Origin of the sequence: Microcystis sp. M31BS1 (genome assembly GCF_020245285.1) — a bacterium.
In the GTDB taxonomy this organism is placed as follows: Bacteria; Cyanobacteriota; Cyanobacteriia; order Cyanobacteriales; family Microcystaceae; genus Microcystis; species Microcystis panniformis.
On the sequence record NZ_JADBVE010000229.1, the window covers coordinates 19,876 to 34,819 of the forward strand.

Below are 14,944 nucleotides of genomic sequence, written 5' to 3' on the forward strand. Positions count from 1 at the left end.
GAACAGTAAACAGTGAACAGTAAACCCATAACTGATAACTGATAACTGATAACTGATAACTGATTAATTGTGCATAACTCGACCGAAACTCCATAATTTTTGATAATAATAACGACTGACGCTATCCCTATCATCGGTGAGTAGATTGATAGCGATACCATTATTACCTGTTTCTTTTCCTGAACTGTGTATATATTGATTATTACCTAGATATAACGCCACATGATTAACTCTTTTATCACCAAAAAAAATTAAATCTCCTGGGAGTAATTCCTCTCGGTTTATTTTTTGACAAAAAGCCTCCTGTTGATAGGAATCCCTCGGCAACCAAATACCAAAAGTGGCAAAAGCAGCCTGGATTAATCCTGAACAATCGTAATTAGGTGCAAGGGTTCCACCCCAGAAATAATGATTGGTACGGTTCATTGCTTCCTGAGTAAAAGTGATAATCTCAGGAATATGTTTTTCTATGTCGGAACGAGTTAGAGGAATTTTTTGATAAGCTGTGGTGGCCACCGCAATTGCATCTAAATCTTCTCCGCATAACCAAGCTAAATAATTATCTTCCCTTAGCTGAATTTGTAGCCCTTTTTCGGTAATTTCTAGGGAAATAAATTTTAATTGTCTTCCCTGTTGTGCTTGGGTAGCTAACTCTTGACAACTGGGAGAATTGTAGAGATTTAAGTCTCTTATACAGATATATTCCTGGGTGGATGATGGGGGAAGGGAGATGATTTGCATAAAAAATAGCTCAGAATTTATTGACAGAAAAAACTGCATTACTAGCCAAAAGCAAAGGGATAACAACGAGGAGAATAACCTTAGTTCGTTCTGTCATCTTCAAGTTTCCACCTCTCTTAATTCGGCTCTCTTATTCTTTGTGTGAGCAGTTTAACTTACTATAGAAGCGATCAATCTTTGTGTCCTCTGTGTCTGGAGTGGTTCCTTCCACTCGCTCGCCAGCAGGACTGTATCTTAGAATACATTTTACCCATCAAACCTAAGAGAGCCTTAATTCTTGGCCATAAAGATAATCTATAACCGAACTGAATCCCTGAAAAATTATTAAACCTATGGCATAATTAACCTTTCAGGGTTCAAAAACGGCAAAAATAAGGATTAAATGGCATACAATCGGTGAATAGAGCATTTAATCGTTTATTATTCGTTTTTAATTCTCCTGACTACTGGCTACTGGCCACCAACTCCTAACCCTAACAACAATTTTTGATTTTTACAACAGGTCTAGGATAGCCAGTTCCTTAACAATATGTTACAATAGCCGGCGAGAGGGGAGTGGCCAATATCTGGAACTTTTGGGCTAGAGATAGATTCTATCGATCAACAGTCACCTCCTGGGTGGGTGGAATTAAATATAAGATGAACGTAGGTTGGGTTGAAGTATGAAACCCAACGCCCGCATGGGTTACGCTACCGCTAACCCATCCTACAAATAATTGTTCCTCCCTACTTAAAGTAAGCTTTTAATCAGATGTTGAGGTTAGTCCATGGCCAATGTTTCGGGGCGGTTTGAAAAGCAAGAATACAGCCAAAACTCAGAAAATACCGTCGCGGTGGTCAGTTCAGTCATGTCCGGTTTAAAAAAAGCATCTCCCCTACAAAAGGGCTTATTTTGGGGAATAACCCTCAGTTTTACCGCCCTAGTTTCCGCCACTGTTGGGGCCACCGTCGCTTTAATTAGTCCCTTACCCGCACCAATTGGGGCTATCTTCCAAAAAACATCTTTTCCCACCCAAACAGACATCCTTGAGGATCAAGCTTGGAATAGCTTAATCAATCAGCAGCTTTCTCGTCCTGTTAATATTTTAGTTATGGGCATCGATCGAGTTTTAGATGCCAAAAACAGCGACGATGTATTTAAAGGTCGCAGCGATACCATGCTCCTAGTGCGCTTCGATCCTAGCGATAAAACCGTGAGAATGTTGTCTATCCCTCGCGATAGCCGCGTCAGAATCCCCGGCCATGGTTTTACTAAAATCAACGATGCTAACGTTCACGGTGGACCGACTCTAGCGGCAGAAGTGGTCAGTAATACTTTAGGGGATGTCACCGTTGATCGCTATGTGCGGGTGACTACCGATGCCTTCAAGGAATTAGTCGATTTAGTCGGGGGTGTAGAAGTTTATGTACCCGAACGAATGTATCATAAAGATGTCACCCAAAAATTAGAAATTGATTTACAAGAGGGTTGGCAAAATCTCAACGGCGACCAAGCAGAACAATTTGCCCGTTTTCGTAACCCGCAATACGGCGATATTGGTCGCGTACAAAGACAACAAATTTTATTAAAAGCACTCCAACAAAAGATTTTTAGTCCGACAATTCTCCCCAGTCTCCCGAAAGCAGTACAGGTTTTACAACAATATATCGATACGAACTTAAGCGTCGAGGAAATGCTGGCTATCGCTAATTTTGGCCGGGAAATTAAACAGGATGACTTAAGAATGATCCTACTCCCCGGCCGGTTTAATAACCTCGAGGAATACGATGGTCGCAGTTATTGGATTTTGAACCGTCGCGAAATTAGAACCATTGTGGCTAATAATTTTACCGATAACTATGGGGGGAGAGAAACCTCCGTTTATAGTCTGCGGATTGCCATTCAAAATGCCACCCATACCAAAGGTTTAGCCCGTCGTACTCGCAATTATCTGGCCAAACAGGGCTACACAAATGTTTATATTAGCGATGACTCCTCCCAAAAGCTAGAAACCACCGCAATTATTGCCCAAAAAGGTGATGTTCAGTCCGCTAACCTCTTGAAAAATCAATTGGGAATCGGTAAAGTAGAATCATCCTCCACTGGTGCTTTAGACTCAGACCTAACTATTCGGGTGGGTGATGATGTGTCCCAGTTTTTTGACGCTCAACAGTAACAATGTTGAAAAATTTTTTCAGTCTGGTTTTAATTATTTTGCTGGCGATTCTTTGGCTACTTTTCGCGGCCCGTCCGGTGGCTTTGGCCCAAGATAAAACGATTAACTATAGTTTTGCCCAGCTGCAAGATCGGGATTTTTCCCATCAGGATTTGCGCGGAGGAGTTTTCGCAGCTGCCGCAATGCGGGGAGTTAACCTAGAAGGGGCCGATTTATCCTATAGCATTCTCACCGAGGCTGTCCTCTTAAAAGCTAACTTAAAAGGGGCCGATTTAACCGCCTCTTTGGTAGATAGAGTTACCCTCGATTTTGCCGATTTAACTAATACTATTTTTACCGATGCGATCGCTACTCGCAGCCGTTTTTATGACACAATTATTACCGGGGCCGATTTCACTAACGCCGTAATTGATCACTATCAGGTCAAGTTAATGTGTGAACGGGCCGATGGCATTAATCCAGTCACGGGAGTGGCCACCAGAGATAGTTTAGGCTGTGATTAGCAATTCCGGGCAGATTTTAGCTGACTGCTCAAAAATAGCCTACCCCCTACACCCCGGCTATCTCGATCAAGACAGCAGAGGTGTAGAATGAAAATACTGAGCGAGGCTAGAGAAAGGAGAGAGACTCTTGATAATCGTCATCGATAACTATGATAGTTTTACCTACAATTTAGTCCAGTATTTGGGAGAATTAGCCTCCGAGTTTCCGATCGCCTTACCGATCGAGGTCTATCGTAATGATAAAATCGATCTGGACAGAATCGAACAAATGCGGCCGGATGGGATTGTCATTTCCCCCGGTCCTGGTCGTCCGGTCGATGCGGGCATATCTCTGGAATTAATCGCCAAATTTGGCCCCCATTTGCCGATTTTGGGTGTCTGTCTCGGTCATCAAAGTATCGGTCAGGTATTCGGAGGGGATGTGGTCTCGGCCCCGGTCTTGATGCACGGCAAAACTTCCCCCATCTATCACAACAGTGAAGGGGTATTTCAAGGCTTAGAAAATCCTTTTACTGCCACCCGTTACCATAGTTTAGTGATCGATCGCTCCACCATGCCGGATAATTTAGAGATCACGGCCTGGGTAGAAGATGGTACGGTCATGGGAGTCCGTCATCGGGATTACCCCCAGATTCAAGGGGTACAATTTCATCCCGAAAGTATTTTAACCACTGCCGGCAAGGAACTTTTAAGAAACTTTCTCCGATCCCTCTAGTGTTTACTAATCCCCAACCCCTGAAATTAACCTTAACTTGATTAATTCTGCATCTACATTTATGAAAAGGCGAGATTTTATCTTATCGGTGGGGACAAGTTTCTTAACCGTGGCAGTAGGCTCAGTTTTAGCGGAAACTAAACCCAAACCCACTAACCCCACTTCCCCCCAAAAACCCGATAATTCCCTCTTAGTTCAATGGTTGGGTCATAGTTGCTTTTTATTCACCGGAGGAGGGCAAAGAGTCCTAGTTAATCCTTTCCGGGCAATTGGTTGTACGGCGGGTTTTCCTTTGCCAAAAGTAGAAGCAGATATCGTTTTAATTAGTAGTCAACTGTGGGATGAAGGGGCGGCCGAGGGTTTACCCGGTAATCCGAAAATTTTGTTTGAGCCGGGGGCCTACGATCTGGGTAAATTAAAACTACAGGGTATTAGTATCGCCCACGATCGCATGGGGGGGCAACGTTTCGGCATGAATGTGGCCTGGCGTTGGACCCAAGCAGGGATTAGTATTGTCCATTTAGGGGGGGCAGCCGCCCCGCTCGAATTAGAACAAAGAATTCTCCTAGGTTCGCCGGATTTAGCTTTTATTCCCGTGGGAGGTGGTCCCAAAAATTATAATCCCCAAGAAGCAAAACAGGCGATCGAAGTTTTACAACCGCGAATAGCTGTCCCGACGCAATACTTCACCAGTGCCGCCGATAAAAATGCCTGTGAATTGGTGTCTGTAGATGAGTTTCTCAAGTTAGTCAAGGATAAAAATATCCGTTTGATCGAGGACAATAAATTACGGATTCGTGCCGCCGATTTACCCAAAAAAGGGACGCTCATTCGCGTGTTTGACTACCGCAAACTGTTAGAGAAATCCTAATTTTTAGGAGCCAATGACCTAGTCCTATTGATTAACTAATTTTTTCTCGTGTAACGCACCATCAATTTCCTGATATTCCCCGGGTTACGTTGTTGCTAACTCGCCCTACAGCCCTGATCATAAATCAGGGTTATAATTATTTTTAAGAAATTCCAGAATATTCAGCCCCAAGGAATGTCTATGTTACTACAAGACCTAAAGGAAGAAGCGGTTAAGCTATCACCGAGCGAGCGACTTGCGCTGGTTAGCGCCATTATTGAGTCCTTGCAGAGTACCCCAATTGCTAGACCTGATCGTGCTGGTGCAATTCAACGGATGCGTGGCTTACTCAAAACAGACCAACTTGCACCAACCGACCAAGAAGTAGCTGCCATGTTGGAAGAGCGTCGGCTGGAGAAATACCTTTAGTGAGAGTTTTAATTGATACTAATGTTCTCCTAGATTTTCTATTGCAGAGAGAGCTATTTTTCCAAGATGCAGAACGACTATTTCAGGCGATCGATTCCGGTCAGATCGTCGGGTATGTCACAGCCACAACCCTCACGGACATTTTTTACATTGCTCGAAGACACACGCGCAGTATTGAGCAAGCACGGCAAGCAGTTTCAGAGACATTGACAGCAATGGAAATCTGCCCTGTAAACCGGGAGGTTCTAGAGGTAGCGTTTAGTTCAGGTTTGGCTGATTATGAGGATGGGATTCAGGTTGCTTGTGCTGTAGCTCAAGGACTTGATGCTATCTTGACCCGAGATAATCAAGGGTTTTTGAATTCATCGGTACCTGTGTTATCAGTTCAGGAGTGCTTGCATCGCTTGCAAGAGCCAAATAATAGCAAATCCACCTTATAAAATCAAGTTTACAGGCTTTTTGGTTCGTGAGGGGGTGAGGAGTGAAAAGTGAGCAGTTACAGCCAAAATTTGGCGGCATGGGCAAAGCTCCTTTGTGGCAGATTGATGACAGCATTATTGCAGGAGATTTACAGGCTGTCCAAGATAGCCCAACCCACGTTAGCATCATGCCAAGAGTTACAATGGCTCTAGAAAGGTACGAAGCGGCATTGGCAAAGACCCAAAAATATTGGGAAAAGGTGGATTAGTGGCATACACACAATAGGAGTCTATGAAAATGGCATGGATATTTAGTTTATCCGCAGAATGTGGTTCTGATGAGAGCAAGGCCGATAAATTTGCTCAACATTTTCAGGGAATGTCATTGTTGCTGTCAAATGGTCGCCAGTGCCAATGTCGCACAGACACATTCCAAGACATAGAAGAAAATTGGTGGTGTCGCGTTTCACCAAATAATCTTAGCGAAGTGGGAATAGACAGCCCTGAAAGTGCCTATTCAATGACAGAGTTAGGTATTTTACTCTATCAGTCCCTACGATTTGCCCCCACCTTCCGTTATGGACTGGTTGGTGTTGAAGTCGATGAATTTAGAACATACACTGAGCTTATCGAAGAATCATCCAATCTATCTATCCCAGGACTGGTTTTAGCGAAACCACTTGCAGGCGAGCTAGGAATATTGCCAGTATTTCGCTCCTTTAGCCCTAGTTATGTTTGGCAACCTTACGCAGGAGAAGTTTACAACCCGCTGATGACATCGCCAAATCTGAAAAACAAGCTTAATGAACTGCTGGCTGTAAGTTGACCTCACAAGCGAAGAAGGCATAACTAGACCGTTCTCTAAAAATTGCTTTAACAATCTTATTAAAAATGTTTTTGCTGAAAGAATATCGCTCTTTTTTTAGACAGGGATGGACAATTGCAGTTTTACTAATTGCCCTGCTTGTTTCCCTGCCAATTTTATCGGTGGCCAGTAGTTTATTAACTAACTCCAGTCAAGTCTGGCAACATCTGCTCGAAACTGTTCTCTGGGATTATCTAGTTAATTCTTTTTGGTTGATGGGTGGGGTGGGCAGCGGCGTTTTAATCATCGGTGTTGGCACCGCTTGGTTAATAACGATGTGTCAATTTCCCGGTCGTCAACAATTTCAATGGTTATTATTACTACCCCTTGCCGCTCCTGCCTATCTCTTGGCCTATACTTATACCAATATGATGGACTATTTTGGTCCGGTGCAGACGTTCTTAAGAAGTCTTCTTGGTTGGAATAGTGTCGAAGATTATTGGTTTCCTAATATCCGTTCTCTCTGGGGGGGGATTCTGATGTTAATACTGGTGCTTTATCCCTACGTTTATCTGTTAGCAAGGGTCGGTTTTTTAGAACAATCTGTCTGCACAGTGGAGGCAAGTCGCTCCTTGGGATGTAACCCTTGGCGCGGTTTTTTTACTGTCGCTTTACCCCTAGCAAGACCGGCAATTATGGCGGGATTGGCCCTAGCTTTAATGGAAACTCTGAACGATTTTGGTACGGTGCAGTATTTCGGCATTAATGCTTTTACCACGGGGATTTATAATACTTGGTTCGGTATGGGCGATCGTATAGCAGCGGGACAGTTATCAACAGTTTTAATGGTATTTATCCTCGTTTTAGTTTTCCTTGAACAATCCTCCCGTCGTCAAGCTCGTTACTATGAAATGACCAATCGTTTCCAGTCACCGACTAAGTACGAGCTAGGATTTGTTCGCAGTTTTTTGGCAATGATCTCCTGTTTTGTGCCGATATTTCTTGGGTTTATTGCCCCTGCTTTTTATCTAGCCTATCTAGCCTTCAATCATGCCCAAGAAACTTTTAATAATGACTTTTTTAGTCTGTCGGGAAACAGTTTTTTTCTGGCCAGTTTAAGCGCAATTATTGCGGTGGTTTTAGCTTTAATTCTCGCCTACGGGGAAAGACTTAATCCGAATAAAACTCTTAAGGGTTCTGTGCGGATTGCGGCCGCTGGTTATGCTATCCCCGGCATAGTTATCGCCGTGGGGGTTTTAATTCCTCTCGGTAAATTAGATAACTTTTTCAATCAGGGATTAAATATCAATTTAATTCTGAGCGGTACGATTTTCTGTTTGATTTTTGCCTATATTGTCCGCTTTTTAGCCGTAGCTTTTTCCACGTTAGAATCGAGTTTAAGTAAAATAAAACCTAGTTTAGATGATGCTTCCCGCAGCCTTGGCTATGGCACTGGTGCAACTTTAATTAAAGTGCATATTCCTCTTTTGTCGGGGGGATTATTGACGGCGGCTATGTTAGTTTTTGTCGATGTGATGAAGGAATTACCGGCTACTTTGGTGTTAAGACCTTTTAATTTTGATACCCTAGCGGTGCGCGTTTATCAATACGCCAGTGATGAACGTTTGGTGGAAGCGGCGGCACCGGCCCTGGCCATTGTCTTAGTGGGATTAATTCCGGTAATTTTTTTAAGTTGGCAAATTTCCCGACGGGCGATCGATTAAAGTGGTGGCCGATTCCTGGACAAGTTGGCGATCGGCCAGCAGCTTAGTTCTATAGTCTAGTACAAAATAATGTTACAGTTCTTGACAAGACTACTAGAGAGGGGGGGTGTCAGTGATAGGATTCCCTAAAACCCCTTTTCTTTATTTTTGTAGAGAGAACAAAATCCTATGACAGAACTTTCTGGAAAAGCTCCTAAGTTCGGTGGCAGCACGGGCGGTTTACTCGCCAAAGCCGATCTGGAAGAAAAGTACGCCATCACCTGGACAAGCAGCAAAGAACAAGTCTTTGAAATGCCCACCGGTGGCGCCGCTATCATGAACGAAGGCGAAAATCTCCTCTATTTGGCCCGCAAAGAACACGCGCTCGCTCTTGGTACCCAATTCCGGACGAAATTTAAGCCCAAAATCGAAGATTACAAAATCTATCGGATTTACCCCAGTGGTGAAGTGCAGTATCTCCACCCCGCTGATGGTGTCTTCCCCGAAAAAGTTAACGCCGGTCGTGAATTTTTCGGCAAAAAAGACCGCAATATCGGCAAAAACCCCGAACCAGCGACAATTAAGTTCTCTGGTGTCACTCCCTACGAAGCATAAATAATCCCTAAAATCGAGAGTGGGGAGTTAGATTTAGAAGCTATTTAGCCCCAAGATTTAACTTCTGACTCTCGATTTCTCTGATCGCAATCGGCTACAAGTGTTGTGCTATCCGTTTCTTGAACCATCAAAATATGATCTTCCCCGACTTTGATCGCTTTCGTCAACTCGCTGGCCAAGGTAACTTTATTCCTGTCTATCAAGAATGGATCGCTGACCTAGAAACACCCGTTTCGGCCTGGTATAAAGTTTGTGCCGATCAAGCCTACAATTTTTTATTAGAGTCGGTGGAAGGGGGCGAAACCTTGGGACGCTACAGCTTTTTAGGAGGCGATCCCGTCTGGGTATTAGAAGCACGGGGAAACACCACCACCCAGACTTTTCGCGATGGTTCTCAAGAGATTTTTTCGGGGGATCCTTTCGAGATTTTAACCCAATGTTTAGCCCCGATCGTGCCGGTTAAATTGCCGCAATTACCTGCGGGAATAGGGGGTTTATTTGGTTTTTGGGGTTATGAATTAATTAATTGGATTGAACCGCGAGTGCCTATTTATCCCGCTACGGATGCCGATCTACCGGATGGTATTTGGATGCAGGTGGATAATCTGATTATTTTCGATCAAGTTAAACGGAAAATCTGGGCGATCGCTTATGCCGATATTCGGGGTAATAATCCCGATTTAGCGGCCGCTTATCAAGCGGCCTGCGATCGAGTGACACAGTTAGTTCTGAAGTTACGATTACCCCTACCAACTAATGCCAAAACCCTGGAATTATTACCCGTTGGTCAGGGAAAAGAATTAGTCTATGAAAGCAATACAACTCAGGAAAAATTCTGTCAAAATGTCCTAAAAGCTAAGGATTACATCAAAGCGGGGGATATTTTTCAGGTGGTTATTTCCCAGCGTTTAAATGCCAATTATCAGGGTCATCCCTTCGATTTATATCGTTCCTTGCGTCTGATTAATCCTTCTCCCTACATGGCTTTTTATAACTTTAAGGATTGGCAAATTATTGGCTCTAGTCCTGAAGTGATGGTTAAGGCAGAACGGGACGAATTAGGTAAAATAAAGGCTACAGTCAGACCAATTGCTGGCACCCGTCGCCGGGGACAAAACTTCAGTGAAGATCAAGCTTTAGCAACGGATTTATTGCAAGATCCCAAAGAAATTGCCGAGCATATTATGTTAGTGGATTTGGGGAGAAATGATCTAGGCCGGGTGTGCGATCGAGGTACGGTTAAAGTGGATGAATTAATGATCATTGAACGTTATTCCCACGTTATGCACATTGTTAGTAATGTGGTGGGGTATTTAGCCACCAATAAAAGTGCTTGGGATTTATTAAAAGCTTGTTTTCCCGCGGGAACCGTCAGTGGGGCCCCGAAAATTCGTGCTATGGAAATTATTCATGAATTAGAACCCTGTCGTCGTGGTCCCTATTCAGGGGTTTATGGTTACTACGATTTCGAGGGACAGTTAAATAGTGCCATCACAATTCGCACTATGATTGTTCGTCCCCAAGGTAATCAAAATTATCTGGTTTCTGTGCAAGCGGGAGCAGGGTTAGTAGCCGATTCTGAGCCGGAGAAAGAGTATGAAGAAACCCTCAACAAAGCCAGGGGTTTATTGGAGGCAATTCGCTGTTTAAGTTAGATTTTTTGCCCAGGATCGTCCTTGAGACTTGTTTCCCATCAAAAAGTGCCAGTGATTGGAGTGATCGGGGGGGAAATTTAGGCACTTTTTCCCTGAAAATTAGGTAGGGTTTGCTGAATAATGGTAAAAACCTTACAGGAAAGGGCTTTTAGCTTGATTGAGAGCTTCCCAAATGCACTTAAATCTGCTAGAATCTCTTAAAACCCTTGCATCACCCTTGCATCACCCTTGCATCTTCTCTAATTAGTGCTAATGTACCGTAAAAGCGAGTTACCCTCAACCCCACCAGAAAACTTCGAGCTGCCCTTTGAGGGGAAATTATCCCCAGCAATTCTCATTTTAAGGTTTCATGACATTAAAACCCCTGCACCTAGAGGGGTTAATAATTCTTAACGAATCTCTATATCGCTGAAACAACGCAAAATCGTTTCAAAATGAGAATTGCTGAATTATCCCAAGACAATCGTTGGGTAATTATGGCCAACCTCATTCCCTGGTCAGAATTTGAAGCGGAATACGCATCACTTTTTTCAGAAGAAATGGGCGCACCCGCCAAAACATTTAGGACAGCACTAGGAGCATTAATTATTAAAGAAAAATTAGGAACAAGCGATAGAGAAACGGTAGAACAAATCAAGGAAAATCCTTATTTACAATACTTCTTGGGGTTTTCAGCCTACAGCAATGAACCCCAGTTTGAAGCGTCAATGTTGGTTCACTTTCGAGAAAGAATCACTCTGGAACTAATTAATAAAGTGAATCGCTTTATGGTCAAAAATTCGAGAGAAATAAAAGAAGAAGAAAACACCGAAAAAAAGTTAGAGAGCGAAACCCAAAGTCAACCAGAAAATCGAGGTAAATTAATTTTAGATGCCAGTTGTGCGCCCGCAGATATTAGTTATCCTACGGATTTAAACCTGTTAAATCAAGGAAGAAAACAAACCGAAAAAATTATTGATATTCTCTATGAAACTTTAAAAGGAAAACTTGTTCAAAAACCGAGAACCTATCGTCTCCTAGCCAGAAAAAGTTATTTAGAAGTAGCAAAAAAAAGAAAACCTACCGTCAAACAAAGACGAAAAGCTCTGAAAAGACAACTGCAATATCTGAAAAGAAATCTCGACCATATTGAACAACTTTTAGCAGAAGGAGCCTCTCTACAAAGCTGGAAAAAAAGAGACTATAAACTGTTATTAGTAGTCACAGAAGTTGCTCGCCAACCACTCTGGATGTACCAAAATAACAAACAGAGTATTGAAGACAGAATTGTCAGCTTAACTCAACCCCATATCCGTCCGATAGTCAGAGGAAAAGCTGGAAAACCCGGAGAATTTGGGGCCAAATTCTCAGCAAGCTGTATAGATGGTTACATATTTTTAGACCAGATTAGTTGGGATAACTTTAATGAATCGGGAGATTTAAAAGCACAAATAGAAGCTTATTATGACTATACAGGATACTATCCAGAATCAGTTCATGTGGACAAAATTTATCGAACCAGAGAAAACCGAGCTTGGTGTAAAGAAAGGGGAATCAGAATCAGTGGGCCCCCATTAGGAAGACCAGCCAAAAATGTTAGTAAAGAACAAAAGAAACAAGCTACCGATGATGAGAGGATTCGGAATTGTATAGAGGGCAAATTTGGACAGGGGAAAAGAAGATTTAGCTTAGGTAAAGTGATGGCTAAACTTCCTCATACTTCCTTTTCAGCGATTGCTATTACTTTTTTAGTCATGAATCTTTCTAACCTGTTGAGGCAGGTTTTTTGGGCTTTTTTATGTCTGAAATGGAAAAACAGCACTTTTTCTCGGTCAATGATTAGGATAAGTTATAACTTAAAAATTAATCAACAACTAAAGCTTATGCTTGGAGCTAAGTGAAATCATTGATTAAGAGACCTGTACTTTTCAATGACTTTTTCAGCAGACCCTAGGTAATTGACCCCCTGAAAATGGGTAAAACCCTACACCCCACACCCCACACCCTACCCCCACCGAAAACTTTTTGCCGCAAACCCTATTGAACCTCATTCCAGTTAAGGGGATTTTGCCGTGATTTCCGAGAAAGAATAGGGTTAACTAACGGGGATAACATCAAGGTTTCAGCTTATTGCCATAAGTTTAGCTACTTGGGTACAATGGTTACTAAAATCGAATAGGAGTCTGGTGGAGTCGTTTTAGTCGTAAACACGAATAAAATTTGGTTATTAGTAAGGGGATCGATGCCTGGAGGTAAACTGCCATTATGATCAGAGGCATATACATCCGGTACGGTTTGATTGTTAGGATCCTCATAGGCATTACGCAACCCATTCACATGAACCACAATGCCATCTCCAGCATCTGCATCAACAGGTGAATCCAAAGGTTTTTCCGGTACCCCGGGCAAATATTTGTCAGGTGCAGTAACAACACCGCAGTAAGGTTCGGAAGAACTGAATGTACAAGTTGATCCTTGAATAACTTTAGCTGTAACAGTTGCTGACACGGTAAGGATGGGTAGAGTTGCTTTGGTACCCCCAGTATCTACGTCGAGATTATAAGGTTTGACTATGCGGAATAATGGCAAGGCAGCTCTGGGGAAAACTCCGGTGCTGACAAAGTAGTTAACTTCCTCATTGGTAGTCATATTTACCTGAGCGTTGGCATTCAAAATCACTTGATTACCACGACCCTCGCGAACACAGGTATAAAAATCGTCGCCAAGGGCGGGGATTCGGTTAAAATTCCCAGGACAATTGGGGTTATTAGCAGGCGCTGCTAACATATCGGTGACGGGGGAACGTTGCCAAGTATCAATATTGTCGGGGGTGATGTAGTTGCCATTAGCGTCCAAGTTCGGACCGAAGCGCCACAGGACTCGTGGACCGGTCAAGCTATCATCAGTTCTAGGGATCTGGGTATAGTAAACGATCTGATCGGGGAGTGCCTGACCCGGATTGTTGGGGTCGGGAATTTGGAAAGCTAGAACTGGTCGCGCTCCTGTGGGTACGTTCTTACTCTTGATCTGCTTTTCAGAATTAGCGATTCTACTTGCTCGTCTCACTTCATCTGAAACAAACTCTAGAGTACGATTAAGATTATTTTGGATTTCACTATTAGCATTAGCTCGATAATTGCTTCTGAGCAGGTTAATTACGCCATTTCCCGACACCAAGACGGCAATCAGCATCATCAAACCTGCTAGTAAAACTTCTGTAATCGTGAAACCCGCTTGCAGACGACGATGAGCGGATTTTTTCTGTAAACGACCTAAGTGATTGATATACTCCAAATAAAAACGCATAGCTTTAACCCGTCCCAATTTCTCTGTTCTGTACTCCCCTAAATATTTAACATTTATTGCAGTCACAGAGGTTTTATTAAACTACTGGTCAATTAAGTCGAAAGGGGTTTTCGGAAACCACTGAAAATTTACTACTACCTACTACCTTCAAAATTTCCCTAGAAAACTCCCGATCAAAAATGTCTCGACCTGACTAACTTCACCAATAACTACATCATAGCCTAAGAAAATCCCATAGATAGTAATTGAAATATGGCCAGAAAGGTGATTTTGGTTACAGCTATTAATCGCTTTTGGGAGTGAGTGAGTTTTTGTACATTTGTATTAGTTGAATGGTTGACCCTCAAGGAGATAAGAAGGCCCAAGGACTGGTTACAATCAAGGATAGGTAATTTTTCGATCGATGTCATCTAAATAATCATGCGTCTCTTACACACCATGCTCCGGGTCAATAACTTGCAGGAATCTCTACAATTTTACTGCGATGTGCTAGGAATGAAGTTATTGCGTCAGAAAGACTATCCCAATGGTCAATTTACCCTCGCTTTCGTCGGTTATGGCGATGAGGCTAATCATGCTGTCATCGAACTGACCTATAATTGGGGAGTCGATCGCTACGAAGTCGGTAATGCTTACGGTCATATTGCCCTAGGCGTGGATGATATCTATAGCACCTGTGAGAAAATTAAAGCTCTTGGTGGCAATGTCACCAGGGAACCGGGCCCGATGAAACACGGTTCTACGGTGATTGCTTTCGTGGAAGATCCTAATGGCTACAAGATCGAGTTAATTCAATTAGGAACCCAGGGTGCTGCCGTGGCCACGGCTTAAATTTATTGTCGTCAAAAACTTAAGTAGCTGGTTATAATTAAGTTAAAAATGGATTTTAGGTTCGATCCCCCCTGCCCCCCTTGATAAGGGGGGTGCCGATTCCCCCTGTCCCCCTTGATAAGGGTAGGGCTGTTTCATTCTCCCATCAGAATATCAAAAGTAAAAGCGATCACTGTCTTTGTAAAATGAGAAGTGAACGCGAACTTTTGAAAGATATGTTGAGCTTAATAGAAAAAC

13 protein-coding genes and 2 pseudogenes are annotated in these 14,944 nt (G+C 42.9%); 13 read left to right on the top strand and 2 right to left on the bottom strand.

Annotation, left to right across the window (positions count from 1 at the left end; genetic code table 11):
• Positions 1–63: 63 nt before the first annotated feature.
• Entirely contained in the window at positions 64–741 is a 678-nt protein-coding gene (locus IM509_RS13625; RefSeq protein WP_185237780.1) for a C40 family peptidase, read from the bottom strand.
• Between the two features lie 767 nt (positions 742–1,508).
• Here IM509_RS13625 and IM509_RS13630 point away from each other — a divergent pair.
• The 12 genes and pseudogenes from IM509_RS13630 (at position 1,509) to IM509_RS13685 (ending at position 12,471) form a co-directional block, all read left to right on the top strand.
• On the top strand, positions 1,509–2,897 hold the full coding sequence (locus tag IM509_RS13630) for an LCP family protein (protein ID WP_072926772.1): 1,389 nt from the start codon (positions 1,509–1,511) through the stop codon (positions 2,895–2,897).
• Between the two features lie 2 nt (positions 2,898–2,899).
• Positions 2,900–3,400 carry a pentapeptide repeat-containing protein gene (locus IM509_RS13635; protein WP_052277109.1) on the top strand — a complete coding sequence of 167 codons (501 nt, stop codon included), beginning with the start codon at positions 2,900–2,902 and terminating at the stop codon, positions 3,398–3,400.
• 127 nt (positions 3,401–3,527) lie between these two features.
• Positions 3,528–4,115 carry an anthranilate synthase component II gene (locus tag IM509_RS13640; RefSeq protein WP_052277110.1) on the top strand — a complete coding sequence of 196 codons (588 nt, stop codon included), beginning with the start codon at positions 3,528–3,530 and terminating at the stop codon, positions 4,113–4,115.
• A 61-nt stretch (positions 4,116–4,176) separates the two neighbouring features.
• Positions 4,177–4,986: an MBL fold metallo-hydrolase gene (locus tag IM509_RS13645; RefSeq protein ID WP_052277111.1), complete on the top strand. Its 810-nt coding sequence runs from the start codon at positions 4,177–4,179 to the stop codon at positions 4,984–4,986.
• A 180-nt stretch (positions 4,987–5,166) separates the two neighbouring features.
• The gene (locus IM509_RS13650; RefSeq protein ID WP_002758463.1) at positions 5,167–5,394 is read left to right on the top strand and encodes a hypothetical protein; all 228 of its coding nucleotides are present in this window, start codon (positions 5,167–5,169) and stop codon (positions 5,392–5,394) included.
• The gene (locus IM509_RS13655) at positions 5,394–5,834 is read left to right on the top strand and encodes a type II toxin-antitoxin system VapC family toxin (RefSeq protein WP_002758462.1); all 441 of its coding nucleotides are present in this window, start codon (positions 5,394–5,396) and stop codon (positions 5,832–5,834) included. Before IM509_RS13650 ends, IM509_RS13655 begins: the two co-directional genes overlap by 1 nt.
• Before the next feature lie 65 nt (positions 5,835–5,899).
• A pseudogene (locus tag IM509_RS13660) lies at positions 5,900–6,082 on the top strand (Tse2 family ADP-ribosyltransferase toxin); the annotation flags it as partial.
• A gap of 29 nt (positions 6,083–6,111) precedes the next feature.
• Positions 6,112–6,639, top strand: a complete 528-nt coding sequence (locus IM509_RS13665; RefSeq protein WP_052278489.1) for a hypothetical protein — start codon at positions 6,112–6,114, stop codon at positions 6,637–6,639.
• A 65-nt stretch (positions 6,640–6,704) separates the two neighbouring features.
• The gene (locus IM509_RS13670) at positions 6,705–8,342 is read left to right on the top strand and encodes an ABC transporter permease (protein ID WP_052277113.1); all 1,638 of its coding nucleotides are present in this window, start codon (positions 6,705–6,707) and stop codon (positions 8,340–8,342) included.
• Positions 8,343–8,510: 168 nt separating this feature from the next.
• A complete protein-coding gene (locus IM509_RS13675; RefSeq protein WP_002740397.1) occupies positions 8,511–8,936 on the top strand; it encodes a photosystem I reaction center subunit II PsaD in 426 nt (141 codons plus the stop codon).
• Between the two features lie 134 nt (positions 8,937–9,070).
• Positions 9,071–10,591: an anthranilate synthase component I gene (gene trpE, locus IM509_RS13680; RefSeq protein WP_185237779.1), complete on the top strand. Its 1,521-nt coding sequence runs from the start codon at positions 9,071–9,073 to the stop codon at positions 10,589–10,591.
• Positions 10,592–10,843: 252 nt separating this feature from the next.
• Positions 10,844–12,471 (top strand): annotated as a pseudogene (locus IM509_RS13685) (IS5 family transposase).
• Positions 12,472–12,715: 244 nt separating this feature from the next.
• On the opposite strand, the gene IM509_RS13690 reads toward IM509_RS13685, so the two are convergent.
• Positions 12,716–13,876 (bottom strand): PulJ/GspJ family protein, encoded by a 1,161-nt coding sequence (locus tag IM509_RS13690; protein ID WP_185237792.1) that lies wholly within the window; start codon positions 13,874–13,876, stop codon positions 12,716–12,718.
• 420 nt (positions 13,877–14,296) lie between these two features.
• On the opposite strand from IM509_RS13690, the gene gloA reads away from it, so the two are divergent.
• The gene (gloA, locus tag IM509_RS13695; RefSeq protein WP_002758448.1) at positions 14,297–14,707 is read left to right on the top strand and encodes a lactoylglutathione lyase; all 411 of its coding nucleotides are present in this window, start codon (positions 14,297–14,299) and stop codon (positions 14,705–14,707) included.
• The last annotated feature ends 237 nt before the right edge of the window (positions 14,708–14,944 follow it).